This window comes from Lysobacter tyrosinilyticus, from assembly GCF_054779815.1.
Genome location: NZ_BAAGXN010000006.1, coordinates 1 through 25,352 on the forward strand (window position 1 = coordinate 1; position 25,352 = coordinate 25,352).

Annotated in this window: 28 protein-coding genes; all 28 read left to right on the forward strand. The window is 57.3% G+C overall.

All coding sequences use genetic code 11. The features are described from left to right. Positions 1-1,621: 1,621 nt before the first annotated feature. A complete protein-coding gene (locus ACYVGK_RS13570) occupies positions 1,622-1,867 on the forward strand; it encodes a DUF7336 domain-containing protein (RefSeq protein WP_460734583.1) in 246 nt (81 codons plus the stop codon). 141 nt (positions 1,868-2,008) lie between these two features. Then, positions 2,009-2,323: a hypothetical protein gene (locus ACYVGK_RS13575; protein WP_460734585.1), complete on the forward strand. Its 315-nt coding sequence runs from the start codon at positions 2,009-2,011 to the stop codon at positions 2,321-2,323. Positions 2,324-2,406: 83 nt separating this feature from the next. Continuing rightward, complete coding sequence (locus ACYVGK_RS13580) at positions 2,407-2,922, forward strand: DUF4303 domain-containing protein (RefSeq protein WP_460734587.1); 516 nt, start codon at positions 2,407-2,409, stop codon at positions 2,920-2,922. A gap of 1,226 nt (positions 2,923-4,148) precedes the next feature. Then, positions 4,149-4,526, forward strand: a complete 378-nt coding sequence (locus ACYVGK_RS13585; RefSeq protein ID WP_460734589.1) for a type II secretion system protein GspG — start codon at positions 4,149-4,151, stop codon at positions 4,524-4,526. A 1,075-nt stretch (positions 4,527-5,601) separates the two neighbouring features. Further along, the gene (locus ACYVGK_RS13590) at positions 5,602-5,871 is read left to right on the forward strand and encodes a DUF2798 domain-containing protein (RefSeq protein WP_460734591.1); all 270 of its coding nucleotides are present in this window, start codon (positions 5,602-5,604) and stop codon (positions 5,869-5,871) included. Between the two features lie 87 nt (positions 5,872-5,958). Further along, complete coding sequence (locus tag ACYVGK_RS13595; protein ID WP_460734593.1) at positions 5,959-6,267, forward strand: putative quinol monooxygenase; 309 nt, start codon at positions 5,959-5,961, stop codon at positions 6,265-6,267. A gap of 418 nt (positions 6,268-6,685) precedes the next feature. Next, positions 6,686-7,075 carry a hypothetical protein gene (locus tag ACYVGK_RS13600; RefSeq protein WP_460734595.1) on the forward strand — a complete coding sequence of 130 codons (390 nt, stop codon included), beginning with the start codon at positions 6,686-6,688 and terminating at the stop codon, positions 7,073-7,075. Between the two features lie 64 nt (positions 7,076-7,139). Then, positions 7,140-7,505, forward strand: a complete 366-nt coding sequence (locus tag ACYVGK_RS13605) for a hypothetical protein (protein ID WP_460734597.1) — start codon at positions 7,140-7,142, stop codon at positions 7,503-7,505. A 59-nt stretch (positions 7,506-7,564) separates the two neighbouring features. Beyond that, positions 7,565-7,849, forward strand: coding sequence for a hypothetical protein (locus ACYVGK_RS13610; protein WP_460734599.1), 285 nt, complete (start codon positions 7,565-7,567; stop codon positions 7,847-7,849). A gap of 329 nt (positions 7,850-8,178) precedes the next feature. Next, positions 8,179-8,565: a DUF6970 domain-containing protein gene (locus ACYVGK_RS13615; RefSeq protein ID WP_460734601.1), complete on the forward strand. Its 387-nt coding sequence runs from the start codon at positions 8,179-8,181 to the stop codon at positions 8,563-8,565. 1,034 nt (positions 8,566-9,599) lie between these two features. Continuing rightward, positions 9,600-10,046, forward strand: a complete 447-nt coding sequence (locus ACYVGK_RS13620) for a hypothetical protein (RefSeq protein WP_460734603.1) — start codon at positions 9,600-9,602, stop codon at positions 10,044-10,046. A 684-nt stretch (positions 10,047-10,730) separates the two neighbouring features. Continuing rightward, a complete protein-coding gene (locus tag ACYVGK_RS13625; protein WP_460734605.1) occupies positions 10,731-11,240 on the forward strand; it encodes a hypothetical protein in 510 nt (169 codons plus the stop codon). A 956-nt stretch (positions 11,241-12,196) separates the two neighbouring features. Further along, entirely contained in the window at positions 12,197-12,508 is a 312-nt protein-coding gene (locus tag ACYVGK_RS13630) for a hypothetical protein (RefSeq protein ID WP_460734607.1), read from the forward strand. Positions 12,509-13,586: 1,078 nt separating this feature from the next. Continuing rightward, positions 13,587-14,030: an Imm50 family immunity protein gene (locus ACYVGK_RS13635; RefSeq protein ID WP_460734608.1), complete on the forward strand. Its 444-nt coding sequence runs from the start codon at positions 13,587-13,589 to the stop codon at positions 14,028-14,030. A 395-nt stretch (positions 14,031-14,425) separates the two neighbouring features. Further along, complete coding sequence (locus tag ACYVGK_RS13640; RefSeq protein ID WP_460734610.1) at positions 14,426-14,785, forward strand: hypothetical protein; 360 nt, start codon at positions 14,426-14,428, stop codon at positions 14,783-14,785. Between the two features lie 57 nt (positions 14,786-14,842). After that, on the forward strand, positions 14,843-15,337 hold the full coding sequence (locus ACYVGK_RS13645; protein ID WP_460734612.1) for a hypothetical protein: 495 nt from the start codon (positions 14,843-14,845) through the stop codon (positions 15,335-15,337). A 468-nt stretch (positions 15,338-15,805) separates the two neighbouring features. Next, positions 15,806-16,687, forward strand: coding sequence for a methyltransferase domain-containing protein (locus ACYVGK_RS13650; RefSeq protein ID WP_460734614.1), 882 nt, complete (start codon positions 15,806-15,808; stop codon positions 16,685-16,687). A 186-nt stretch (positions 16,688-16,873) separates the two neighbouring features. Next, positions 16,874-17,599: an alpha/beta fold hydrolase gene (locus ACYVGK_RS13655; RefSeq protein WP_460734616.1), complete on the forward strand. Its 726-nt coding sequence runs from the start codon at positions 16,874-16,876 to the stop codon at positions 17,597-17,599. Between the two features lie 71 nt (positions 17,600-17,670). Continuing rightward, positions 17,671-17,955 (forward strand): hypothetical protein, encoded by a 285-nt coding sequence (locus tag ACYVGK_RS13660; protein ID WP_460734618.1) that lies wholly within the window; start codon positions 17,671-17,673, stop codon positions 17,953-17,955. Between the two features lie 89 nt (positions 17,956-18,044). After that, on the forward strand, positions 18,045-18,470 hold the full coding sequence (locus ACYVGK_RS13665) for a hypothetical protein (protein WP_460734620.1): 426 nt from the start codon (positions 18,045-18,047) through the stop codon (positions 18,468-18,470). Between the two features lie 903 nt (positions 18,471-19,373). Continuing rightward, positions 19,374-19,952: a methyltransferase family protein gene (locus ACYVGK_RS13670; protein WP_460734622.1), complete on the forward strand. Its 579-nt coding sequence runs from the start codon at positions 19,374-19,376 to the stop codon at positions 19,950-19,952. A gap of 69 nt (positions 19,953-20,021) precedes the next feature. After that, positions 20,022-20,432: a TonB family protein gene (locus ACYVGK_RS13675; protein WP_460734624.1), complete on the forward strand. Its 411-nt coding sequence runs from the start codon at positions 20,022-20,024 to the stop codon at positions 20,430-20,432. Between the two features lie 100 nt (positions 20,433-20,532). After that, positions 20,533-20,946: a hypothetical protein gene (locus ACYVGK_RS13680; protein ID WP_460734626.1), complete on the forward strand. Its 414-nt coding sequence runs from the start codon at positions 20,533-20,535 to the stop codon at positions 20,944-20,946. A 68-nt stretch (positions 20,947-21,014) separates the two neighbouring features. Further along, positions 21,015-21,380 carry a VOC family protein gene (locus ACYVGK_RS13685; RefSeq protein ID WP_460734628.1) on the forward strand — a complete coding sequence of 122 codons (366 nt, stop codon included), beginning with the start codon at positions 21,015-21,017 and terminating at the stop codon, positions 21,378-21,380. A gap of 59 nt (positions 21,381-21,439) precedes the next feature. Further along, positions 21,440-21,820 (forward strand): VOC family protein, encoded by a 381-nt coding sequence (locus ACYVGK_RS13690; protein ID WP_460734630.1) that lies wholly within the window; start codon positions 21,440-21,442, stop codon positions 21,818-21,820. Between the two features lie 63 nt (positions 21,821-21,883). Beyond that, positions 21,884-22,261, forward strand: a complete 378-nt coding sequence (locus ACYVGK_RS13695) for a YkvA family protein (protein WP_460734632.1) — start codon at positions 21,884-21,886, stop codon at positions 22,259-22,261. Positions 22,262-22,608: 347 nt separating this feature from the next. Then, a complete protein-coding gene (locus ACYVGK_RS13700; protein WP_460734634.1) occupies positions 22,609-22,977 on the forward strand; it encodes a hypothetical protein in 369 nt (122 codons plus the stop codon). A 245-nt stretch (positions 22,978-23,222) separates the two neighbouring features. Further along, positions 23,223-25,331: a M13 family metallopeptidase gene (locus ACYVGK_RS13705; protein ID WP_460734635.1), complete on the forward strand. Its 2,109-nt coding sequence runs from the start codon at positions 23,223-23,225 to the stop codon at positions 25,329-25,331. Positions 25,332-25,352 lie beyond the last annotated feature (21 nt).

Here is a 25,352-nt window from a genome sequence, read left to right on the forward strand (position 1 = left end):
TCGACGGGGCCTAACAATTCATTCAAGCCGAAGCCGCTTCGCGGCTCGGCTTAATTCAGGCGTTAGGCGCCATGGAAACTCAACAAGTGGTCGAGAATCCCTACCTAGCACCTGGAGCATTACTAGTATCTGACAGGGCGTCCGCATCTCCTCGCGCCAGATTCTGGATTGCTTGCCTATGCTGGTTCTTCGCGGCGCCGGCCACTGCCGCCGCAATGTCCCTGGCACCTAGGGCATTCCCTTTTCTTATGGTTGCGCTATTAGTCGCTTGGCTTGGTACCGTTGCATGGGTCGTCTGGGGCCACGCCCGCCTCCCAGGCATGCGACTTGGTGTCGCCCGCGCAATGTTTGTGGCAGTTGGCCTTACGTTGGCACTCGGGATGTCTTTTATGTTCGGCGCAACCTTGTCGGCCGTAGCCATCGTCCGCTTTAATCACACAGTCGGCGTCAGGCTACCCGGCAATGGCGCCTAACAATTCATTCAAGCCGAAGCCGCTTCGCGGCTCGGCTTAATTCAGGCGTTAGGCAGCATGTCCAGATCTCTAGCGACCGTCAGGCAAATCTCAGAAGCAGAAGTGGCTGTCATTGAGCGTGCGCTTGCCGTGGCGGCAACTGACGAGTCCGCGGCTGCACTTGGCTCGTCGATCCGGGCGCTTCAGGTCGTCGGCCGGTGCGAGTGCGGATGCGCTTCTGTGGATTTTTGCAGCCCTGGGCCGGGTCAAATTGCCCACATGGTCGCTGATGCGGTACAGCTACACAGACAACCCGGCACCGCTTCCGGTAGTGGCTTCTATCTCGGGGTATGGCAACACGGGCAACACGGATGCTGCCTAACAATTCATTCAAGCCGAAGCCGCTTCGCGGCTCGGCTTAATTCAGGCGTTAGGCCCCATGACAGCTACTCGCGAAGAAATTGAAGCGGAGGTGGCGACGCTGGCGGAAGGCAAGTCGCTGCCTCCTCACGCTCGACCTTCCTTAACCGCGCTGTTGCAGCACAAGAACAATCTGCCCATTGATCAAGCCTGTCCCTACTGTGGCCAGACGCTCTGGGTCGAGGATCATGGTACTGCCTGGACGATCAAATGCCCCTGTGGCAAATCCGATAACTCTTGGCGTGGCTTGTAGTGACCTAGACGGCAACAGCTTGCCAATCCTGTTGGCTTGGCTGGGGCCTAACAATTCATTCAAGCCGAAGCCGCTTCGCGGCTCGGCTTAATTCAGGCGTTAGGCCCGCGACATGACCGTACGGCAAGGCATAGCACTCTTAGTTCTACTTTCCACGCCACAGCTGGCGCTAGCCAGTGGAGGCGACGTGCTCTCACTAATCTGGCTTGAGGTCGGTTTGCTGGGTCTAGTGCTGGGTTCGTTGGTGATGCTCAGACTTTCGGCACTCCGATCACTCGTAGTGTTCGGCGCATACCTTATCGCTGCTTCTGTTGCCCTCTACATAACTCGTGACTGGCCCTACCTAGATAACATCGTAGTCATCAACTCCCTTTTTGTTGGCTTACCCTTTCTGGCGTGGCTCGTCGCTATAACTTGCCTTCGTCGCAAGCGGGCCTAACAATTCATTCAAGCCGAAGCCGCTTCGCGGCTCGGCTTAATTCAGGCGTTAGGCCTCATGAAAAGTGTCTTTGTCGTTCAACACGTGCACGTCTTTGGTCCCGGCGATGAGAACGTAAAGATGATTGGCGTGTACCGGTCAAAGGCCTCCGCGCTGGCGGCCGTGACTCGCCTCAAGAGCCAGCCAGGCTTCTGTGACCTTCCAAACGTCGTAGAGCCCGGCAGCGACGACTGGGCTGGGTTCCACATTACTGAGTACACCCTAGACGCCGATGATTGGGCGGAGGGTTATGTCACCGTATGACCTTCTCGCTTCCTGCCACCTAGACTTGTCCTTGGCAATGCCACTCTATGTCTGCATGTGTACTGGCCGGCCGCTGAGGCCTAACAATTCATTCAAGCCGAAGCCGCTTCGCGGCTCGGCTTAATTCAGGCGTTAGAGCGCATGGGCATTGATGTGGCATGGGTAGACGAAAACCACCAGCCTATCCAGGAGGTTTTCGATCCGTCCTTTCTTATTAGCCGTTTGGCGACCTCCCGCTGGCCGAGCCTATCCAGCTCTGTGTGCCTGCGATTCGTCGACCCATGTGGCGACGCCGTTTTCAATCAGGCTCAGATCCCGGAGCTGATTCGCGAGCTCAATGAGGAAATGTCCCGCCCCATGGATCCTCAGGTTCGGACCCAACTAGAGAAGGTTGTTCGCTTGATTGAGCGTTCCCCCGGCAAAGTCCACACCTATATCAAGTTCATTGGAGACTGAGGGGATGCGCTCTAACAATTCATTCAAGCCGAAGCCGCTTCGCGGCTCGGCTTAATTCAGGCGTTAGGCCGGCACTTATTCTCATGGACAACCAAGAAGACATCCGCAGAGCGACGGCGCAGGCAATTCGGCAGTCGGTCGCAACACTGAAGGCGCATGGCCCGCTGTTTGGCTTCGCATTAGGGACCGATGACGACCTTCGCACCTTGTTCCACGTCTCATGCTCCGTCGGATGGGTTGAGAAAAGCGAATTGGATTACGCAGACATAGGCTATATTTTTGTCGAGTGGCTCGACTCCGCGCATGACGATCTGTTTTCCCCCATCAGTTCTCATTTGGCCACCCTCGCCGACCAAACCTACACGAGCGATGAAGCTTGGGCGGCGGCGAGGGATTTCCGGTTCCATGCGCTGTTTCTAGCGCTAAGGGACTGCCGCGAGGCGGGAATATTCGATGAGCAAACATTTCTAACCGTTGGCAGCACAGACCCCAGTGATCACCTTCAGAGCCTTGAGATGCGCGCCGTGGAGTCCCTCAACACGCCGAATGTTGTTCGTGGGTATGCAAAGGCAATGGGGCACTCTCCGGGGCCTGCCTAACAATTCATTCAAGCCGAAGCCGCTTCGCGGCTCGGCTTAATTCAGGCGTTAGGCCGTAGCAGCAAGATGGAAGATAACTCAAATCCCTGGAGCGCCTACACCTCACGAGTCCTTTGGCTTTTCGGAGTAATTGCTAGTGGCTATGTCCTTATTGGACTAACAATACTAGGCAGCTATCTACTCGGAAAAGCACCTGACACTGCACTCAAAGTACTTGGCTCCTGCTGGATCATCGCCATCACCATAGCCGGCACTCGTATCGCCAGATTTCCCTGCCCGCGTTGCCGGCAACCATTTTTCATGGATCAGCACCACAATCTGCTAGCCAAAAGGTGTGTGCACTGTGGCCACCCAAGAGACCAGCCATGATTGGCTAGTTGCCCGGGCTACGGCCTAACAATTCATTCAAGCCGAAGCCGCTTCGCGGCTCGGCTTAATTCAGGCGTTAGGGCTCACTAGATGCGTCGCCGGACTCTAGGCATTTGCTGCTTCATTCTTTCCGCAGCGTCTATCGCAGTGGCCTGCTACTTCTCCTACAGATCGGGCTGCCTCTTTGACGGAAAGACCGGTGTCGGTGACATGGCTGCCGCCAGGCAATTCGACCTTCCATGGTTCACGTCGCTGTGCGCAGCCGCGACCTTCTTTGCAACCGGTGTCAGCCTAGTGCCATCGCGCTTCTCATGGCATACGCTCTTAGCCGGGCTCCTTGCGTTTACAGTCCTAGTTTTGCCAATAGCCGCATTCTTGATGTTTGGCTCGGCAAATAGCGGCGTTAGCGACTGCAATCCCGCCGCGAGTGAGCCCTAACAATTCATTCAAGCCGAAGCCGCTTCGCGGCTCGGCTTAATTCAGGCGTTAGCCGCTAATGGTTTCTACCACTTCGAACGTCATAGCCGCCCACACCAAGTCTTCCAATCACCGCGAGGAGATTGAGTCGAGTCCATTGTGTGGATGCTTCTATTGCCTGGAAACTTTTCCATCCTCAGCAATTGAGGATTGGGTCGACTGGCCTGAGGGCACTCCGGAGGAGCTAGAACTTTCGGCTGGAACTACCGCCCTGTGCCCCAGGTGCGGAATCGACTCCGTTATTGGGTCGGCGTCGGGCTACCCTATTGATGCTGAGTTCTTGTCCGCCATGCGCAGCTATTGGTTTTCCTAGTGGCGGCTAACAATTCATTCAAGCCGAAGCCGCTTCGCGGCTCGGCTTAATTCAGGCGTTAGCGCCCATGAGAAAGATCTTTTCAGTTCCGATTTTTGGTGTTGTTGGACTATTTGCCATTCTTGCAATGGCACGGTTGTTCGGCGGCTCTCACGACGACGCGGCAACCTATACGCGCTCCTACGCCAAATACCTTGCAGATAAGATTGAGCTCTTTCGTGAGGACAATGGAAGATTACCCAGAACTCTAGCGGAGCTCGAAGATCCAAAAGCCCCTGGGCCCTATGCAAAAGGGCTTGAGGATCGCGGGCAGCGCCAGTTTTACTATCGGCAGGTTCCAGGTGATTGTGGCTATGTTCTTTTTTCACTAGGCGCAGATGGTCGTCTCGGTGGCTTTGGCCAAGACAAGGACATCGCAGTGGAGTGCCCCACGGATGGGCGCTAACAATTCATTCAAGCCGAAGCCGCTTCGCGGCTCGGCTTAATTCAGGCGTTAGGCCGCATACAAGGTGAGTCACGAAGTGCAAGAAGAGCCAGTCGTCTACACCTGCCTTTTCTGCGGCGAGGCCATTAATCCTGGCGGCCTTGACCCATGCGCTTTACAGGTCGTTGGCAGGATTGATCGCCCTCGCAAAGAGCAAAAGGAGCAGACATTCTTTTGCCATCTTGGCTGCCTGCAGAGCCGATCAGCCATTCATCAGGGCAACTTCTACATCGCCGATCCTGACTTTCCGACCGTCGCTGAGTAGCATGTTCCTATCCAGGTTGGGCCACGCCTCCGGTGAGCTGGCTGCGGCCTAACAATTCATTCAAGCCGAAGCCGCTTCGCGGCTCGGCTTAATTCAGGCGTTAGCGCCCATGAGAAGCTATGCCATCGCGGCCTCTACATTTGTATTTTCGCTGACGTTAGTTGCGGCCGTTGTCTGGTTCTTTCTGTGGAGCCCGGGAACGGAAACGGGGCCCGGCATCGATAAGGCGTACTACGAGCGACGTCTGGCTGAGCTAGCCGGTCCCGCGGCCGTCGCCTGCCCCGAATTCTCCATCGGGCCCGTCCGCAGAGATCCGATGTCGCCCTGCCTTAGAACCGCAATAGATAGCGGCGCGCCATTCCGGATCTCACGAAGCCATGAGCTCGGCAACATCGGAATAGCACGTGACGCCGCTGGCCGGATCTGGTCACTTGACTATGATCGCGACGTCACATGCGGATGGAGCCCAACGCCTAAACCGAGACTCATCACTCACGCCTGCCGCAACTTGGACAAGCGATCTGGCTTCTGCAGCGATGGGCGCTAACAATTCATTCAAGCCGAAGCCGCTTCGCGGCTCGGCTTAATTCAGGCGTTAGGCCGCTTGCCAGTCCGTCGCCAGCCGGTTTAGCATCACTCCGTCCACGCGGCTCCGCGTCGGCCGTAAGCGTTCACGTCAACCAACGCGCCCATCACCTCCGGCACTGCCGGGGCTGCTCGTCCGTCTTTGGGCGAGAGGCGCCTTTGCTTGACCGGATCGAGGAGATCACCATGAACGCTTCAAACAATTCCACCATCTTCTTCGGCATTCCCAAGCTCCCTGCGCGGTACGGCTCGGTGGTAATGCCGCTGTTGCTGTCCATTTTCATGACCTGCATCGTGTCCTTGATTAGCACGTTCAAGGGCATCGGCATGTCGCCACAGCTCTTATCCAAGTGGCTTTCCGCTTGGTGCATCTCGTGGATTATTGCGTTTCCGGTGCTGCTGCTCGTGTTGCCTGTCGTCCGCAAGGCGACTCTTGCAATCGTGAGAGCGGCCTAACAATTCATTCAAGCCGAAGCCGCTTCGCGGCTCGGCTTAATTCAGGCGTTAGGCCCCTTACCCAACATCACTACAAATGGAATTTCAATGACCTCTTTTGCAGTCATCATCAAGCACAAGACTCAGCCTGGGAAGCGGGATGAGGTTCGGGAGGTATGGGAAAGGCACATGGCGCCAGCCATCTCAGCCAATCCGGGACACACCGCGTACTTCTATTGCTTTGACAACGCTGACCCAGATTCAATTTGCGCCTTCCAACAGTACGCAAGCGCTGAAGCGTCACAAGAATTCTTAAAGACGGACAGCTACGCTGCTTACCTGAAAGACGTTGAGCCACTTCTCTCTGGCCCGCCGCAAATTACAGCGCTGACTCCAATGTGGTCCAAAGGGGCCTAACAATTCATTCAAGCCGAAGCCGCTTCGCGGCTCGGCTTAATTCAGGCGTTAGAGATCGTGATCACTGTCCTCGCTTGCCAGCAAATTGTGTCTGCGTTGACGTCTTCTGCCATCCGACAAGGACGCTGGGAGGATGTACTTACGGAGCGACAAGATGGAGGAGAATCCTTGCTTATCTATGTTGGGGCCAGAGACTACTATCCGGATGACGTACCTGCGGGAATGAAGCAGGAGATCGGCCGCACCGTTGCCCAAATACTTGCGAGCAACTTTTGCGGCCTTCCAGATTGGACAATTGTTTTTACAAATCGCAGCGGTCAGTCGTATGACTCATTCCTCCCGCACGATCTCTAACAATTCATTCAAGCCGAAGCCGCTTCGCGGCTCGGCTTAATTCAGGCGTTAGGCCCCGCGGAGAATGAGCAGCCAGTCCAGCATTGAAGAAGCATTTGATCGGCACAAGCATGCTGCTTACGGCCGCCATCTGCGCGCACGCCAACTCTTGGAGTCTGCCGCTGCAGGTGAGTCCATCGAAAGCCTGGCACATGACCACATCGCGCTAGAAATAGAGACTGAGCAAGCTGCTCTGCATCTGTCCGCTCTAGTATCTGTCTTGCCTGAATCTGAGTTAGTAGAGCTTGTCCGCTGCTCCGCCGAGCAATACCGGGCATGGCGCGCGATTGACCCTGAGCTTTCAGACCTTGTCCAGTTCAAGCACGAGATCTACCGTTACATCCTCAACCCAGGTCCTACCGTAGTCGCAGCCCACGAGCACCACGTGGCCGAAACGTCTACCGGCGGGCCCTAACAATTCATTCAAGCCGAAGCCGCTTCGCGGCTCGGCTTAATTCAGGCGTTAGGCTGCATACCAAATGTTCCGGTACCTCACAGTTCTGTTCCTAGCAATCTGGGCTATCGATCGCACGGCTTTCATGCTGTTCACGGGGCGTGCCGCGGGTCCGATTGGCGCCATTACCAAGCGCAAGCTCAATCCGCTCGGCTACTGGACTGTCTCAGGGCTCTGGTGTGCCTGCGCGGTCGTTTGCCTTGGCGGTCTTGCATTCTTGACCTATTGCGCACTCACCGGCAGCGGCCCTTACAAAGAACACGCATTCTTTTCAATGCATCAGGCTTGGCCACTGCTCCTATTCTTGGTGCCTGGCGGCTGGCTGGCCTTCTTGGCTGTCCGCGACTGGATCACTTGGATTCGCTTCAAGAGGCCCCGCGATGCAGCCTAACAATTCATTCAAGCCGAAGCCGCTTCGCGGCTCGGCTTAATTCAGGCGTTAGGCCTCATATGATTTCTCGCGAAGAGTACGAAAGAATCATCGCCGACTTCATCGTCGAGCTGAATCACATCATCTTGCATACCGGCGCAGGGCACATCCGTGCTCTCCCACGATTTGAAAGCGGTATGGGCATGTACCTCGCAGACTTGCGAGATCCTGCGCAGGAGCCGCATCAAGTCCTCTACTCCGCGTTTGGACTGGTAGATGAATTTGTTCACGCGGACCGCGAGCGCATCTTGGCGGCCACGTTTGAGGCGCATAAGCTCGGCGAGAGCAATCGTGGGTCCAGCTGACCAGCTGAGGCCTAACAGTTCATTCAAGCCGAAGCCGCTTCGCGGCTCGGCTTAATTCAGGCGTTAGGCCTCGCACGAAGATCTTCAGGAGCACTCATGTTTGACCACGTCGTATTCGGAGTCAGCGACTATGCTGCGAGCAAAGCGTTCTTCCTCAAAGTGCTCTCGCCGCTCGGTGTAACTGTTGTCTCGGAAGGACCGATCGGTATCGAGCTTTTCCACCCTAGTAGCAAAGCTTCACTAGGCATCCGCCTAAAGCCAGAGGAGAAACCGTCTCCTCTACACCGCGGCTCGGCTTAATTCAGGCGTTAGGCCGCGCAGGAGATTCAATGCAGCTCACAAAGACCTTGGCAACGTCGTTGGTGCTAGCCGTTCTTGTGGCGGGTTGTGACACCGCGACCAAGGGCTCATACGAAGCCGATGCGCCGGCTTGGCTTCGGATCAAGCTACTCGCCGCAAGCAACGGGTCTGGAGAGCTTCCAGCCTCAGTATGGAGGGTGAAATTGGGCGGGAGGGATGCCTACTACTTTTCTTCCGATTGTTGTGATGCGTTCAATGAGCTTTATGCCGCCGACGGCAAGCATATTTGCAGCCCGGACGGCGGGATGACCGGAGACGGCGACGGACGGTGCCCCGTTGGTTTGGGTAAGCCGGATAGCTCCGAGCTCATATGGTCAAAGAGCCCCGAGTACCGGGCGCCGAAACCCACTTGGTAACTAGACGTCGGGCAAAGTAGGCTGCGGCCTAACAATTCATTCAAGCCGAAGCCGCTTCGCGGCTCGGCTTAATTCAGGCGTTAGGCCCCTATGAGCTTTCAACTAGGTCTGTTCCACCTGTTCAAGGGTGCAGACACACTTCTCCTATCGGGCTCACCAGCTGATATCGCGGATCTGTCCGCTCGTCTCGGAGAGTTCGCTGCATCGGACGCACCGGACTGGCCGGTTCACAGCATCGCGCACATATCCGCGCGCAATCCAGCTCAGCTATTCGCCTCCCGCATTTCCCAACCTCAGGCCACTGGCTTCGTGTGGCTCTGCTCCCCGGAATCGATGCCAGCCGTTCAAGGTAAGCTCCAAGCCCTGGCCTCATCCGGTTCCGGGCACCAGTACTTCGACCTCTTTGGGTCATCCGTCCAGCTAGTCGTATCGGTCGGTGAGTACAGTGAGTCCTGGTGGTCGGGCGGGGCCTAACAATTCATTCAAGCCGAAGCCGCTTCGCGGCTCCGCTTAATTCAGGCGTTAGACGTCATATGAGACTTTCCCGCAGCCTAGTAAAAAGCACGCCACTGCTCCTTGCGGGCTGTATCGGTGGCGCCGCCACCGTCTGGTCGCCAATTTCCTGTTCCTGCGTTGATGCTTGGGAGGACTTAGCAGCAGGAGCAGGCCTCTCTGATATCCAAAGCCCGGACCAATTGACCGCGCGAGCCATAGCGGACGGCCTGCGGGACAAGTTCAGCGGAAAAGCGATTTCGCCCGAGGGTCTACCCTCAACAGGGTCGTATGATTGCGCTGCCATGGGTACCACATCTCACACTATTCACTGCACTTGGTGGGTCTGGACCGCTGGCAATAGCATGAAGGGCTACGAGGCCTTCTTTCACACAGATTCTCAAGGCATCTTCAAGAGCGTGTCTGTCTCCCCGATTCAATACATAGATGCCGAGTCGCGCAGATGACGTCTAACAATTCATTCAAGCCGAAGCCGCTTCGCGGCTCGGCTTAATTCAAGCGTTAGGCGCAGGACCCCACATATGCTTCGTTGGACCGTTGCGGCACTGATTGCAATCGTTTCTGCCATCTATTTTGGGGCCGCATATACGACGTACTCGGCCAATGCTTCGTTTGAGGCCGAGCCGCGATCTGAAACGATTGCAAAGCTCGAGCACCTCACGGAAATGAGCGTGGCAGAACGAGGTCTTGCCTTGCCACTGATCGAGGGGCCTCGCTACAAGGCGACCGTATCCTTTTCCACTCGCTCCTTCGGAACGGTGATTGGGACAACGAAGGTACCCTCATCCATTGTGGCAGGCCTCAAAAATAATCAACCAGTGCATTTGGAGTACGCATTGGCTAATCCCACCTGGTACCGGTTTAGGGGAGCCTCAGACACTCCAGCCCTTCCTCTTTCGATCGGGATGAGCCTTTTGGTGCTGGCCGTTACTGTAGGTTGGCGTGCAGTACGCCCTAAGATTGATTGATGCATTGCACATTGGGCGCCGTCGCTCTGCGCCTAACAATTCATTCAAGCCGAAGCCGCTTCGCGGCTCGGCTTAATTCAGGCGTTAGGCCGTATTCGGGCAGATCACACGAGCGCTTGGCTGCAGCGCCACGTTCGGCGATACCGCGGCAAACACTTTCGCAAAGGCCGCGGCGACTCTGCGGCTTCGGCAAGCACTCCGCGCCCGAGCTATGCCGGCCCACTCCGCCGAGCAACAGCAGCGGCTAGTGCCCCGCCCTCTCCTCATCTGCCGGCTCATCAGCTAGCTCTGTCCGCGCTATACAGCCTTCAGTACCACATGGCTCTTCGGGTAAAGTTCCGACATTCCAGGCGGGGCGACGTGATCCACCTCGCGTCATCCGGCCTAACAATTCATTCAAGTGGAAGCCGCTTCGCGGCTCCACTTAATTCAGGCGTTATGCGTGGTCAAAAGACTGGCGATGCGCGCCAGCGCCGAAGCGCTGCAGGTAAAGCTCGCAAAGCCTGCACTCGATCTCCCTCGCTCGCGCCGCTCGGCTTTCGGTCACATGGCTGGCTTCACTCTGGCGGCGCCTTCGGCGCCGGAAGCACAAGCGTCGGCCACTCGCTCGCCCCGCTTCCGTCCAGTGATTGCCGCATCCCGATTGTCCCGGGATAAGATCTCTTCAGCGCCCAAGGCTCCCGGTTGCCCTGGCTGCATAACAATTCATTCAAGCCGAAAACCAATCGCTACGCGATTGTTTTCGGCTTAATTCAGGCGTTAGGCACCGAAATGAGCATTGATTGGGACAATTTGGCAGGGCAATACCAAGAGCTCGTAAAGGCTCCTGTGAGTTCTGGCAGCAACGAATCAATTCGCACGCTCGTTGGCTATGCGGCGTCCAAGCTTCCCAGAGACAATCCCGAGTCACTCTCTTGGTTTATCTCAGCGCTTCAAGGCCGGGACAAATGGTTTGTGGCAAAAGTCATGGCAATGGCATCGCCTGTCCCGGGCGCGCTGCTTGATCCTCTTTTGCTCGCCGCACTCCTTGAACGAAACCCAAGTGCAAACAGATACTTTGTAGAGCCTTGCGTTCGCACGTTCGGGGCCAGTCGTGTAGAGGCGCGCATTCGTGATCTATCGGATGCTCCTGGAGTCGCGGAGAATCGCGGCGTACAAAACGTCATGTACTGGGTGCCGCGGGTCGGTGCCTAACAATTCATTCAAGCCGAAGCCGCTTCGCGGCTCGGCTTAATTCAGGCGTTAGGGCTCAGATGAAGCTCCCAGCTGTTCAACAAATAGCGGATGGCTACGGACAGACCAAAGCCTCTGAGGTCGGCCAGTTCGAGCAGCGCCTATTTCAGCAGTTCGGTGAGGAGCCACTCATCCCACTACTGGTAGCAGCGTTTCCACTTGTTCGTCGCGCCAGCGGCCGTGCCGCCATCTTGTTTCGGCTACTTCGCTATTCTCGGGCCCATCCCGAGGTCTCGACGCTTGCCATCGCCGCTCTTGCGGATCCTGCATATTTGGTCAGAGAGCATGCCTGCTCAATATTGGCGTACTCGCTTCGGCAAGATGCACTTCCCGCTCTACGTGCACTTGGCACTCACACTGACGCAACGACCCGCGCTGATGCGTTGGCCGCGACTGATGCAATTTCCCAGCAAAACCACCATTACTATATTGATCGGGCTCACACCGGCACTACTCTGTGGCAAGTCGGCTGAGCCCTAACAATTCATTCAAGCCGAAGCCGCTTCGCGGCTCGGCTTAATTCAGGCGTTAGGCCGCTATGACGCACTTCATGAAGACTCTGGCTCTTGCTTCCTTGCTGTTCTGCGGCATAGCTCCTGCTCGTGCAGCGGACACTTTGGAGGCTACTTGGCTACGCTTAATCCAAGCGGACTTCGGTCCTTCCTGTGCTGTCGAGAGACTCAAGGTCGGCTCTGTTGTTTCGGGTAACAATGGCCTCCGGTCCGAGCAATGGTTTCTGCAAACCTGCCAGGGCACCGTTGAGTACACAGTGGCCTACTATCCGCCATCGGCTTTTCCTGGCCGCGCCAGTCCTTATGAGGTCATGCGGGTTGCTCCGGTGACTGGTGCGCGGCCTAACAATTCATTCAAGCCGAAGCCGCTTCGCGGCTCGGCTTAATTCAGGCGTTAGGCCACTCGTGAACGTTTATAAGTTATTGGGTCTAGTGTTGGCCCTCACCGCGATCTCAAATGTTGCCGCTCGCGACCGCATGGTTGAGGGCTTCCCGGAATTGCCACGCGACGCGGCCAAGGTGGCCGAGCGTAACCTCGCATGCATTCACTTCGGCGGAGAACTCAATGGGACCGGCGACGAGCGCGATCGCTGGGTGACAGAGCAGCTTCGTAAGCTGCGCTGTGACCACGTTGAGAAAGACTTGCAGCTGGTAAAGCACAAGTACCGCAACAAGCCGGAAATTCTTAAGATCTTGGCTGAGGCCACGTATGACTGAGTGGCCTAACAATTCATTCAAGCCGAAGCCGCTTCGCGGCTCGGCTTAATTCAGGCGTTATGCGTGGTCAAAAGACTGGCGATGCGCGCCAGCGCCGAAGCGCTGCAGGTAAAGCTCGCAAAGCCCGCACTCGACCTCTTTCGCTCGCGCCGCTGGGCTTGCGGTCACATGGCTGGATTCATCCAGGCGGCGCCTCCGGCGCCGGATGAGCAAGCACCGGCCACTCGCTCTCCGCGCTTCCGTCCAGTGATTGCCGCATCCCGATTGTCCCGGGCTAAGATCTCTTCAGCGTCCACGGCTCCCTGTTCTCCGTGGCTGCATAACAATTCATTCAAGCCGAAGCCGCTTCGCGGCTCGGCTTAATTCAGGCGTTATACGGTGCTGGGGTCGGCGTTGCCGCTGGCCGTTCCTTCGGAACCATCACCGCACACCAACCGTCGGCTCCGGATAGCAATCTTCATTGCTGCTGCCACAGGTCAGTCAGTGGCTTCGGCTCCGATCGGATACGTCACCACGCTCGATTGGTATTGGGCTTCGGCTACCACCTGCCGTTGAGCGCTCAGGTACAGCCCCGTCCGGCAAGCTGGTACCGTATCGGCCAACGCGAGGTTACGGGATGACTTCGGTCAATGGCGTCAGTATCGTCACCAGCCCCGCATAACTACTCATTGCAGGCGAAGCCGCTTCGCGGCTCGCCTAAATTCGAGCGTTAGGCGGTGCTGCGGGAGGTTCTATTCCCTCGCATGCTTCTTCGGTTGGTTCCGCGCTGCGTCCCGTGTCGGCTCCGGACGCCTGTCTTGTAGACGCTATCGGTTGCAAGCCGCTCCGCTCTACCGGAGCGATGGTCAAGCGTCGGGTTACTCGCCATTGCCGCCGCTTCGGCGTCATTTCGCATCAAGCCATCCAGAGCAAGCCTCGGCCGCTGCGCTCGGGCTCCCTGTTCGGTAGAGTTTCCCAAGGCGGCGGTGACCTTACGGTCGTGGATACACCCCGGGCAGTCACCGCCTAACAATTCGTTCAAGCCGAAAACCAATCGCTACGCGATTGTTTTCGGCTTAACTCAGGCGTTAGGCCTTCTATGACGACACCGATCGATCGGATAGAAAATTCTGAGGCAGTCACGTCGCTGTTCGGATACTGGCCATCATTCCATGATGCTGAGGTGCTTGAGATTTCGATCCGTCGATTTTCTGAGCCTGGCAGCGGGCCCTCGCTTTCGGCGGACGTTCATGTCTTTGAGACGACCAATCAGGTCGATTCAGATGGCTACTACGTCCACCACAAGCACTCCATCGTTACTCTTCTCTTCCGAGAGTTGGATGAGCTAGCCCTGGATGGTTTCAACCATCAAAATGCACTGTCCGAGCTGGGCATCGCGGAGACTGAGCCCGGCGGGATGTTGCGGGTCAACTTCGGCAGTGCCTACGGGCTGGAGAGTGAGCTTACTTGCCGTGCAATAAAGGTCGTATCCGTTGTACCTGGCATTCCGCCGGCTAGTGTGTATTCCCGGCAGAAGGCCTAACAATTCATTCAAGCCGAAGCCGCTTCGCGGCTCGGCTTAATTCAGGCGTTAGGCCTCACAGCAAGCATAAGGAGACTCATAGAAATGCTTGAGATCGTTCTTCTTGTATTGATTCTCCTGCTTGCTGCCGGGGCCCTCCTCAACTCGTAGATGGCCCGCGTCAAGCTTGAGCTGCTAGAGAGCAGACTCGGCAACCGCCTAGATCAGCGTGTCAGGCAGTTGCATGCCATGCAGTACAACGTCATGCGCAATCAAGGCTGGACCCATGAGGAGCTAAGCGAGGCCTTTCCGCTAATTGCAAATCTCAATGACTAGGCTAGCCACGCGGGTGAGGCCTAACAATTCATTCAAGCCGAAGCCGCTTCGCGGCTCGGCTTAATTCAGGCGTTAGACCTGTGAACAACCATCGAGCAGTTTTCGACCCAAAAGTCATTGATTCGTGGTCCGCGCAAATCGCGGAACACGATCGCGGCTTTGGACGGATCAAAACCTACTTGCTCTGCGCGCTCGCGCTTCTAGGAGCGTGGCAATTTCTGGCACCATCCCCAACCAGTACCCTGCTGTTCTTTAGTGTCGCAGCGGCATTGGTTATTGCCAGCTTTATTGGCAAATCGGAACTCACCTGCCCTAATTGCAAGAAGGTTCCTTTCAGCGCCAGACTGCGAGGAGACGTGGCCGAAACGACGGACATTTGCAATCACTGCCATTACTGGCTCAAGAGCCCGTATTCCGACCGTGACAGGACACAGGTCTAACAATTCATTCAAGCCGAAGCCGCTTCGCGGCTCGGCTTAATTCAGGCGTTAGGCCACATGTTGAAGATCATCGCAGCTCTAGCCCTCTTTCTCGCGTCCCTTCCGGCAATCGCGCATGAGGATCGGATACTGCAGATTCTTCCCGATGGCACGATTTCAGACCTTCCCGCTTCCTTCGGCCGTGTAAGCGTCGGCATTTCTCGTGCATCTCCCGATCCCAGAAAGATAAATGGGATCCAACTATCCAGCCCAAGATTCAGTACAAGGCTCAACCCCTGCGTGCTGGAGAAGCTCTCTTCCGTGAGCCGTATAGAGGCGAGTGGCTCTTGGTATCACGACCTGAGTCGATTTCCGGCCTATGTATCTCTCACGTTCTATACCGGAAAGTACGATCCTCAGAGCTATTACAACGACTACTATTCCATTACCTTTTCGCTAGTCGATGGCCACATTCTTTCCGGCCTGCGGACTTGGGATCCATGGTGGGGCAATTGGCGCGGCCAATACATCAAGCCAGCCGACAGATGTTCAAGCTGGGCCAGCGCGCCGTAGTGGCCTAACAATTCATTCAAGCCGAAGCCGCTTCGCGGCTCGGCTTAATTCAGGCGTTAGGCCACTTTCTCATCAACAAGGAGGTCGTATGAAAAAGCTGTTCCCTGTTGCTCTTGCCGCTATCTCGTTCTCCGCTTTCGCAGCGTCCGCTAGCGCCCATCTGCTTGTATGTATACCCACGCTGGAGCGGAGAGAGTAACGGACGTCTGAATTAATGCCTGATTGGAAGACACCTGTACATCGCTTCCCAGTTGAAGATATTTCGACTCCAAAGTCGCTGCGCTTACGCCGAATGAAAACACGAATAGCAGCGGAGCAAGAAGTAGTTTCCTCATACAATCTACTTTTGTTAAATTTCGACCCCGATCGAACATCGGGCATTTCCGCGCGAGGCACCGCGCACTTTAAAGATACGCGCGCTCACTTGATATGCAGTGAGAGGCATCACCATCTTGGAAGAAGTTGATGATGACTGATGAAAAATTGATTACATGGTTCTCTTGCAAGGACTCTTACCTTGAGCACGAGCGAAGGGTGGTGGCAGACTGCACTGCAGAGGCTTTCATTGCTTCGCAGGAAACTATCAACGGCGTTTGTCCGGTCTGCAAGGTCGACACGGTCTTTCGAGTAAGTAGCGGCGCAAGATTCGAAGACAGGCCTAACCTCCGAGAAGGCTTAGTCTGTAAGCGCTGCCATTTGACTGCACGGCAGCGGACGCTGCTTTTGGCGTTGCTGGAGTCGTCGCTTCCTCCACTGGCTGGCGGCGCCATTCTTGAACGCCACTCACGGCTATATCGACGCTTGAAGAAGTTGGATCGCAAACTTGTTGGATCCGAGTACCTTGGACCGACAGGCAGCCCTGGCCAGCTCCACTGGTGGCTTCGTCCGGGGAAACTTCCAATCCCTAGCTTGGTCCGGCACGAATCAATTACTGCCCTGTCTTATTCAGATGGCGCATTGGGATACATAGCGCATACGGATGTTCTTGAACATATTCATGATGTTGGACTCGCACTGACAGAGTGCCGGCGTGTCTTAGCATCGCGCTGCCCCATGATCTTTACGGCACCATTCTTTACATCACTTTCCGAGACAGTCGTGCGTGGCTTTCACGATGCCAACGGCAATCTGGTCGAACTGCTGCCTTCGGAGTATCACGGCGACGGCGTCAGGCAGGGTGGCATTTATACGTATTACAACTTCGGCTGGTCCTTCTTTGATCTATTGCGCAACACATTCCCAACCGCTGAAATTGGCTTGGGATATAGCGTGCTTCACGGTCTAGTCCAGGCTGACAGCAAACCAGGCCCTTGGAACATGGGCCCGGTCGTCTTTCGTTGCCGTAGTTAGCAGGCTGCCAGCTGGCCCATCTAATCATCGAGGGAAATGGAACCTGGCGTTGGGCGCTGTCAGCGTGGTTACTGTGCCGTTCGCCTGGCGCTGGCTGTACCGTCGTGACGCGGCCTAACAATTCATTCAAGCCGAAGCCGCTTCGCGGCTCGGCTTAATTCAGGCGTTAGGCCACAGAGGACAGTTATGCAGTTCTTCGAATACGGAAAACCCGACGGCACACCGCTGCTGTTCCTTCTCGGCACGCCGCATACCGGCGATAGCGTTGCGGAGCTCTCCGAGCTTGCCTCAGACCTCGGCATCCGTCTGATCTGTCCAACTCGCTCTTGGTACATCGACACAACTGCCGAGCCCTCTTTTGAGTCCTGTGCGGCTCACGCACTCGGTTACCTGGCAAAGACGGGAATTACTCATGCGGTCGTAATGGGCGGTAGCGGCGGCGGGCCGTTCGCCCTTCACTTGGCCACTAACAATCCAGACCTATTCGGCGCGTGCTACCTGTTGGCCTCCATGGGCGACCCAGCCGTGTTCCAAGAAACGGTTGCCTCGCCCCACACTAAGGCCCTCATCGAGCTGTTTCACACCAGCAACTACGATCAAGCCGTGGCACAACTCGGGCAGTGGGGCGTGCCGCCACAACTCGCACATGGCGTGTGGGGCGATTTCCGGGTGCTACTGGGTGACTGGTCGGCGATCGATCTCTCCAGCACCGTTCCTGTCTACATCCACCACGGCGAAGGCGATGACAATGCTCCGCTGGAAAGCGTTCAGTCGCTGGCATCGCGGCTCAAGGTCTGCGAACTGCGCCTATCGCCTTATGCTTCGCACCTCGGGCTTGCCAATGACAAGGAGCTCACGGAGTTCAAAGCGATCTTTTCAGAGGCCGCTGAGATCCTGTCAGATGTGGCCTAGCAATTCATTCAAGCCGAAGCCGCTTCGCGGCTCGGCTTAATTCAGGCGTTAGGCGCCACAAGGGAGATCACATGGAAATTGGCTTCTCGATCGGAAATGTCCCGGCGACGCTGCGCCGTGGCTGGCTGCTTGGCGGTATGAAGTTGGTTACTCCTAGAGAGAGCGTATGGCTCCAGCATCCGCTGCAGATCAGTACGCACTTCTCGTTCCGCCTTGACCGCACCTGGCACCACACTATTGCAGGACATCAGGTTCGGATCGAAAAGACTCGTCCACTCCTGGCTGCTGGCATCAAGCCTCAGAGCTACCGTGTGTTCGTGGACGGGGAGTTGGTCGCCGGCACTCGTGGTATCTAGCCATGGCGCCTAACAATTCATTCAAGCCGAAGCCGCTTCGTGGCTCGGCTTAGTTCAGGCGTCAGGCCCCTTCCCAAGGAGTTTCGCGCATGCCGCGAAATCGCACATATTTCGATCCGGCTCTTCTGCCCGAAGCAAAAATGGAGCGAATGCGCACTGAGATGTACATCCTGCGCCGCACCATCATTGATCTCATCCCCGAAAAATTCCGGGCCATAGTGGATCCACCATATGACTTGCCTCGAGAAGGATCTCATCAATGGCAGCGCGGCACAGCTGAACTGGTTATCGACCTCACCACTCCTGGTTCAAACGGAAGAGCACCATGTCCGCTATGCGGCAAGGCTCCACAAGTCGCAGGAATTGGTTTCAGCTATCCCCTGGGGCTGGAGCGCCACCTGCTCGGGACTCACAACTCGCAGACGTGCCCGGTTATGCATGCCGCTAACGGGCTCCGTAGAGTCCGCCATCGCGAACTCTACCCAGATGACTATGGCCCATACGGATGCGACTAAAAGGGCTCAACAATTCATTCAAGCCGACGCCACTTCGTGGCGCGGCTTAGTTCAAACGTTAGGCCTCAAGGAAGGATATGTTCGGTCGACCTCATAGCCAGATTTTCAAGGCGCTCCTGAGCTTCGTCTTTGTCGTCGCTGGTGCATGGGGCATCGTCCAGCTTCTCGCTCTATCGCCTCCAGAGCGGGGGGCAAACACAGTTGGACAGCTCCCTCTGCCCCAAGTGTCAATGGCCCCATCTGAGGTCGCCATAAGGGCTGGAGCTTCATTCACCACAACTGACGGTCGCTTTACAGTTCACGTAACTCAAGTGGCAAAGACCACTGTCACACTGACTGTTTCAGCCAAGACCGGGGATGTCTACCACTTCAACAAGGCTGAGATCGGTCGGAGGCTCGTAGTACCGGCTCCAGATGCTACGTACTTCCTGGACCTCCACCGAATTCGTGGCAACACCATTTACCTAACCATGAGCAAGCGCCAGTGAGACCTGACAATTCATTCAAGCCGAAGCCGATTCGCGGCTCGGTTTAGTTCAGGTTTTAGGCCGCAATCGATGACTAACAACGCTGTTTGTCATGCCTGGTTCGCGGCGCATCGTTGTAGCCGCGGGGGTAGTCGATGAATTCCGATTTCGGAGATCTTGCCATCGCACACATTTTTTCTGCACCACGTCGACATCCATAGTGCGCGGCGCGCTCCCAGTTTCCGGCCTACCTGTTCGCTGCTTTAGCTGGTGGCAACAGCCGGTGGCAACGTGCTTCCCGCCCCCCCTTCCGTTCAATGTGGCATTTATGACTCAATGGGCTATGGCCGGGCGGGTCATTTCACCCGCCCTTCGCTGGCGTTACCGTGCAAGGTCTTCGGCTTAATTCAGGCACCAGATGCCGCAGGAGAGTTCATTGACACCGTTTTTTGAACACGGACTTCGCATTACCTGGCTTGTAGTGATCGGCTATTGGCTTTGGTCATCGCGCTCAGCCAAGCGCGTCGAACGACAGGAGTCTCTCGGAAAGCGAGTTGCGGTCTATTGGTTTCCGCTCGTGATTGCCGCACTACTTCTTGGCCCTGGTCATTGGTTTGGCCATTCGCTGCTACGCGAGCAGTTCGTAGCCCACACCACCCTTGTCTGCTCAGTTGGACTCTCGGTGGCGGTATTCGGCGCGGCACTTTGCATTTATTCCCGCGCGTTCCTGGGCCGCAACTGGAGCGCAACAGTCCAACTTAAGCTGGACCACACTCTGATTACGCAAGGTCCCTACCGATTTGTCAGGCACCCCATTTACACGGGCTTCCTGCTCTTATTCCTTGGCAACGCCATCATGGTCGGCGACTGGCGCGGACTCCTCGCGGTCGCCATCGTGCTCAGCTCGTTCTGGCGCAAACTGCGGCTAGAGGAGACGTGGCTGGCTGAGCACTTCGGGGAGTCCTATCGTCTCTACCAAGCTCGCACCAAGGCACTCATACCCATGGTGCTGTGAAGAACCTTCAGCAATTCATTCAAGTCTGAGCCCCTTCGCGGCTTGACCCAATTCAGACGCTAGACGGCAATGAAATACTTCCCGAACGTGAGAAAGCTGATGGTGCTGGCAGCACTGCTGCAGCTTCAGGCAGTCAACGCTGCAGAGCTGGTGACACGACCCAACAGCACCATCGATCCGGACAAGATGGAAGTCGCAGAAGACCCCGAATGGGACACGCCGCCGAAGCTGATCAAGGGCAAGTCTCCTGTCTTTCCTATCTCTCTGTTGCTTTCTGGGAGCTCTGGAAAGGTTGTCATTCAATACACGATCGGCATCGACGGCAGGACGAAGGACTTTGTGGTCAAAAGCACACCCGACCAGAAGTTTGCGGATCACGCCATCATTGCGATCCGGAAATGGATTTATCGCCCCGCCGTGACGGCTGGCGCGCCCATTGAAACGACGGTCCAACAGGAGTTCACTTTCACCGCTCACTAAGCCGACCAACAATTCATCCAGCCGGGCTTGCGGCTCGGCTTGGTGGGGCATCACAAGTAGAAGTCCCGTCGCTTGCTCGGCTTTCCGGCATCAACTACGCATGAACGATCGTCCTCGGTTTGGGGTATTCCCAAACGTCTACCTCGGCATCTTCGTTGGACTGCTTCTGGCTGCGCCCTACCTGTTTGCGACGCCTTGGAAGTCCGCCAGCCTGGAGCTCTGGATTGCTCCGCTCTGCTGCAGCCTTCTTTTGGCTCTGTGCCTTGTTCTATCCAACCGCCAATGCTCCAGCTCTTCACTCTCGTTCCGGGAAGGGCTGCTGTTCGTCACCACGTCGATGATGACGGGTTGGTCCGTGCTCTCGGCGGCATTCGTTTTTCCCGCACTCCTGATAACAGTCGCGACGTCCGTCGCCATCTCTATCGTGCTTCTGCCCTTTGGCGGCCGGACCAGGTCGGCGCCGGCATTCTTCAGACTGGTAAAGTTCTTTCATCGTCATCGCATGCTTCAGTAGCGACCAGCCATTCGCCATACCATCCTGATGTCAGCCATAGAGACGTACGCAACGTTTTGGAGTAAATCGTGATTCTCGGACTTCGCTCGGCCATCTATCCCGTCAAAGACCTGACCGCCGCAAAGGAGTGGTACGCGCAGGTGCTTGGCGTCGCGCCCTATTTCGACGAACCGTTCTATGTGGGATTCAACGTTGGCGGATTTGAGCTCGGCCTGATCCCCGACGGAGAATCCAGCGTTTCAGGCCCGCAGCCTTTGTGGGGCGTGCCGGATGCCACTTCGGAATTTGCTCGCCTCATTCAACTCGGCGCAACGCCCTTGGATGCGGTGACGGATGTAGGTGGCGGCATCAAGGTTGGCGCGGTCAGGGATCCGTTCGGCAACCGATTGGGCATTATCGAGAACCCACACTTTGACCTGGCTGCCGTCCGATAGCGCGGCCAACCCTTCAGAGCCGCTTGGCGGCATGACCAGATCACACTTGGAGTACAGCGATGAAGCGAGTAACGGGAATCGGCGGCATCTTCTTCAAAGCAAAGGACCCGACCGCGCTCAGCGCCTGGTACCGGGATCACCTCGGCCTAGATGTAGCCGGCTGGAATGGCGCCATCTTCAATTGGGGCGGTGATGGCAGCGAACCGGGAATGACCATCTGGAGTCTATTTTCGGCCGATACGACGTATATGACGCCGAGCACGGCCTCTTTCATGATCAATTTTCGCGTGGCCGATCTCGATGCCCTGCTTTCGACGCTCAGGATCGAAGGTTGCGATGTTCTCGACAATACCGAAACGTCCGAGCATGGAAAGTTTGGATGGGTCATCGATCCGGAAGGCAACAAGGTGGAACTGTGGGAGCCGCCGGCTGGGCAGTGAGCGGCTACGGGCTGATGCCTGGCCGATACCGCTTCGCGGCCTAGATTCGATCTCTGAGCGTATATGTCACGTCTTCGCAAATGGGCAAGAGAGCTGAAACAGCAGACTCTCGTCGTCTACTTTGCGGCCCGTGATCCGCGCACTCCCTGGCTGGCGCGCCTGTTGGCGCTTGGCGTGGCGGCGTACGCTCTTAGTCCGATTGACCTCATTCCCGACTTCATTCCGGTCCTGGGTTATCTGGACGACCTGGTGATCGTGCCCTTGGGACTGATGCTCGTGTTGCGGCTCATCCCCGCGGACGTCCTGGCCACGTCACAAACCAAGGCCCGCGATGCCGCAGCAAGACCAAGCAGCCGCGCCATGGCCGTGGCTATTGTCGCCATCTGGGCCGTTGCGATTGGCGCAACCGGCCTATGGATTTGGCACGCATGGTGCGCCTGACAACTCATGCCGTGCCGAAAAGCGCTTGGTGCCCAGCTGACCCAGGCCCTTGAATGCCGCTAGTCGTTACTGAATGCAGACGCGGCCTCTGGGAGATATCCTGGCGCCTGGTTGAGGATGGCCATCATGATTCTGGACTCGATGCTTTCGCACAGCCCCGTGTCCTTGCTCCTGGTGTCGGCACTCTTGCTGGCGGCATACGGCGTCGACCGGTTGATCCGGACGTGCGTGCGCTATGCAGGCTGGTTTTCGCAACATCGGAATGCACGCTCTGCCCACCAGTTCCGGTAGTCCATTCGCGGGGCCAAGGCTCGGCTGACAATCAATTTCAAGCATCGGGTGCCGGCATGAAGTCAATCGCAACCCTTGCATTCGTCCTGGCACTCATAACCGCGTTCCTGTTCCCCATGCCGGCCTGCGCTACTTCCTCACTTGCATTTGAAGGAGGTGGTTACTGGGTCGACATGGAAATAGGTCAAGACCAGCGACCCACCATTGCCAGGATCAGGTTTCATGCCCCTGGCGATACCATCGGCATCGTTCTGCCGACCGAGCACGTCTCGATTGATGTGTTTGACCCCAAGCGGCAACGACTTTCACTACGCTATTCCGGCGGAAGTGGCGTAGCGCCATTTCAACTTTCGGCCGATGGCGCCATCGCAATACTGACTATCGGTTCAAAGCGGCTGTCGGCAGTGTTCAGTTGGTCCATGTAGGGCCTTGAGTGAGCACTCCAGCCGTTCATCGGAGGTGAGGCCGTTCGCGCCTGGCTTGGCGAGAAATTTGTGCCTCCCACGCCCCTTTGGTGTCTGACGGCACCAGAGGCGCGAAAAACACGGCCCCAAGCCCTGGCGCGCATGACCTTAGACACCCGAGCCCGCACCCGGGAACGGCTAAAGTCCGCTGTCGCCCTGCAGGCGTCCCACAACCCAGCCATGCCCTCTCCGGGCCCGGAGATTCAGTGAAAGTCCAGTCCACCCGTATCACCGCAGGTCTGCTTGCCCTGCCCCTTGCCATTACCGTCGCGCTAACCGGCTGCCCCAAGAAAGAAGAAGCCAAGACCGAAGCGGCCGCGGCGAGCACCGAGTCCACCCTCAAGCTCGACGAAAGCAAGCTGCCGCCGGTTAATCGCTTCGCCATCGGCGATCTCGACACCAGCAAGGACGCCTGCGTCGACTTCGGCGGCTATGCGAACGGCAAGTGGCTGGCCGCCAACCCGATTCCGGGCGACCGCACCTCGTGGGGCGCGTTCGAAATGCTCAACGAACGCTCGAAGGGCGTGCAGCGCCAGCTGGCCGAACAGGCCGCGGCGAACACCAAGGCCGCCGGCGTCGAAAAGATCGTCGGTGACATCTTCGCCACCGGCATGGACGCGGAGAAGATCAATGCCCAGGGCATCGCGCCGCTGAAGTCGCGCCTGGACGCGATCGCCACGCTCGACAGCAAGGCCGCCGTGGCCGATTACCTGCGTGAGAGCGCGGCCAAGGGCGAGAACAATCTGTTCGGTTTTGGTTCGTCGCCGGACTTTAAGGATTCGAGCATGAACATCGCCACCGCCTTCCAGGGTGGCCTGAGCCTGCCGGATTCGACCTACTACACCGACGCCAAGAACAAGGACAAGGTTGCCGCGTTCGAGCAGCATGTCGCCAAGGTGCTGGAACTGTCCGGCGTTGCTGCGGCCGATGCCGCCAAGCAGGCCAAGGACGTGGTTGCGTTCGAAACCCGCCTGGCCAAGGCGTCGATGTCGCGCGCCCAATTGTCGCGTGACGCCGAGCTCTTCTATCACCCGGTGAGCCTGGCCGACGCCGACAAGGTTTCGCCGAACTTCCCGTGGACCAAGTTCTTCGAATCGCAGGGCCTGGCCGCGCCGAAGATGTTCTCGCTGGCGATCCCGGCCTTCCACGCGGAAGTCAGCAAGATGCTCGACGAAGTGTCGCCGGCCCAGTGGCAGAGCTACCTGCGTTTCCGCACGGTCGACAGCGCCTCGCCGTACCTCTCCGATGCGTTCGTGCAGGAGAACTTCGCGTTCTACAACCAGACGCTGCGCGGCCAGAAGGAACTCAAGGAGCGCGGCAAGCGCGTGCTCGACCTGATCGAAGGCCAGGCCGGCGAAACCATGGGCCAGCTGTACGTCAAGGTCGCCTTCCCGGCCGAATCCAAGGCACGTATGGAAACGCTGGTGCAGAACCTGCGTGAGTCGCTCAAGTCGCGCATCGAGAAGCTCGACTGGATGAGCGACGAGACCAAGAAGAAGGCGCTTGAGAAGTGGGCTGCCTTCACGCCGAAGATCGGTTACCCCGACAAGTGGCGCGACTGGACCGGCCTGAACACCTCGCGCGACAGCTATATCGGCAACGTGCTGGTGGCCAACGAGTTCAACTACAAGTGGGACCTGGGCAAGATCGGCAAGCCGGTCGACAAGACCGAATGGGGCATGCCGCCGCAAATGGTGAATGCCTACTACAACCCGTCGGCCAACGAGATCGTGTTCCCGGCCGCGATCCTGCAGCCGCCGTTCTTCGACGCCAACGCGTCGGATGAAATGAACTACGGCGGCATCGGCGCGGTGATCGGCCACGAGATGACCCATGGTTACGACGACCAGGGCAGCCGCTTTGGACCGACCGGCAACTTCGAGGTGTGGTGGACTCCGGCCGATGCCAAGGCATTTGCCGGCCGCACCGACAAGCTCGTCGCTCAGTTCGATGGTTACGAAGCGATGCCCGGCAAGCACGTCGACGGCAAGCACACGCTCGGTGAAAACATCGCCGACCTGGGCGGCCTGGCTACCGCGTACGACGCGATGGTGAAGGCCACTGCGGGCAAGCCGGACCCGAAGACCGACGGTCTGACCCGCGACCAGCGCTTCTTCCTCAACTGGGCCACGGTGTGGCGTCGCAACTTCACGCCGCAGGAGCTGGAAACGCGCCTGACGACGGACGAACACGCGCCTGCCAACTTCCGTGCGATCGGCGCGCCGTCGAACATGCCGATCTTTGCCGCGGCATTCTCGTGCAAGCCCGGCCAGCCGATGGTGCGAGAGAGCGACAAGCAGGTAGTCATCTGGTAATCGCTTCACGAAGGCATTGGC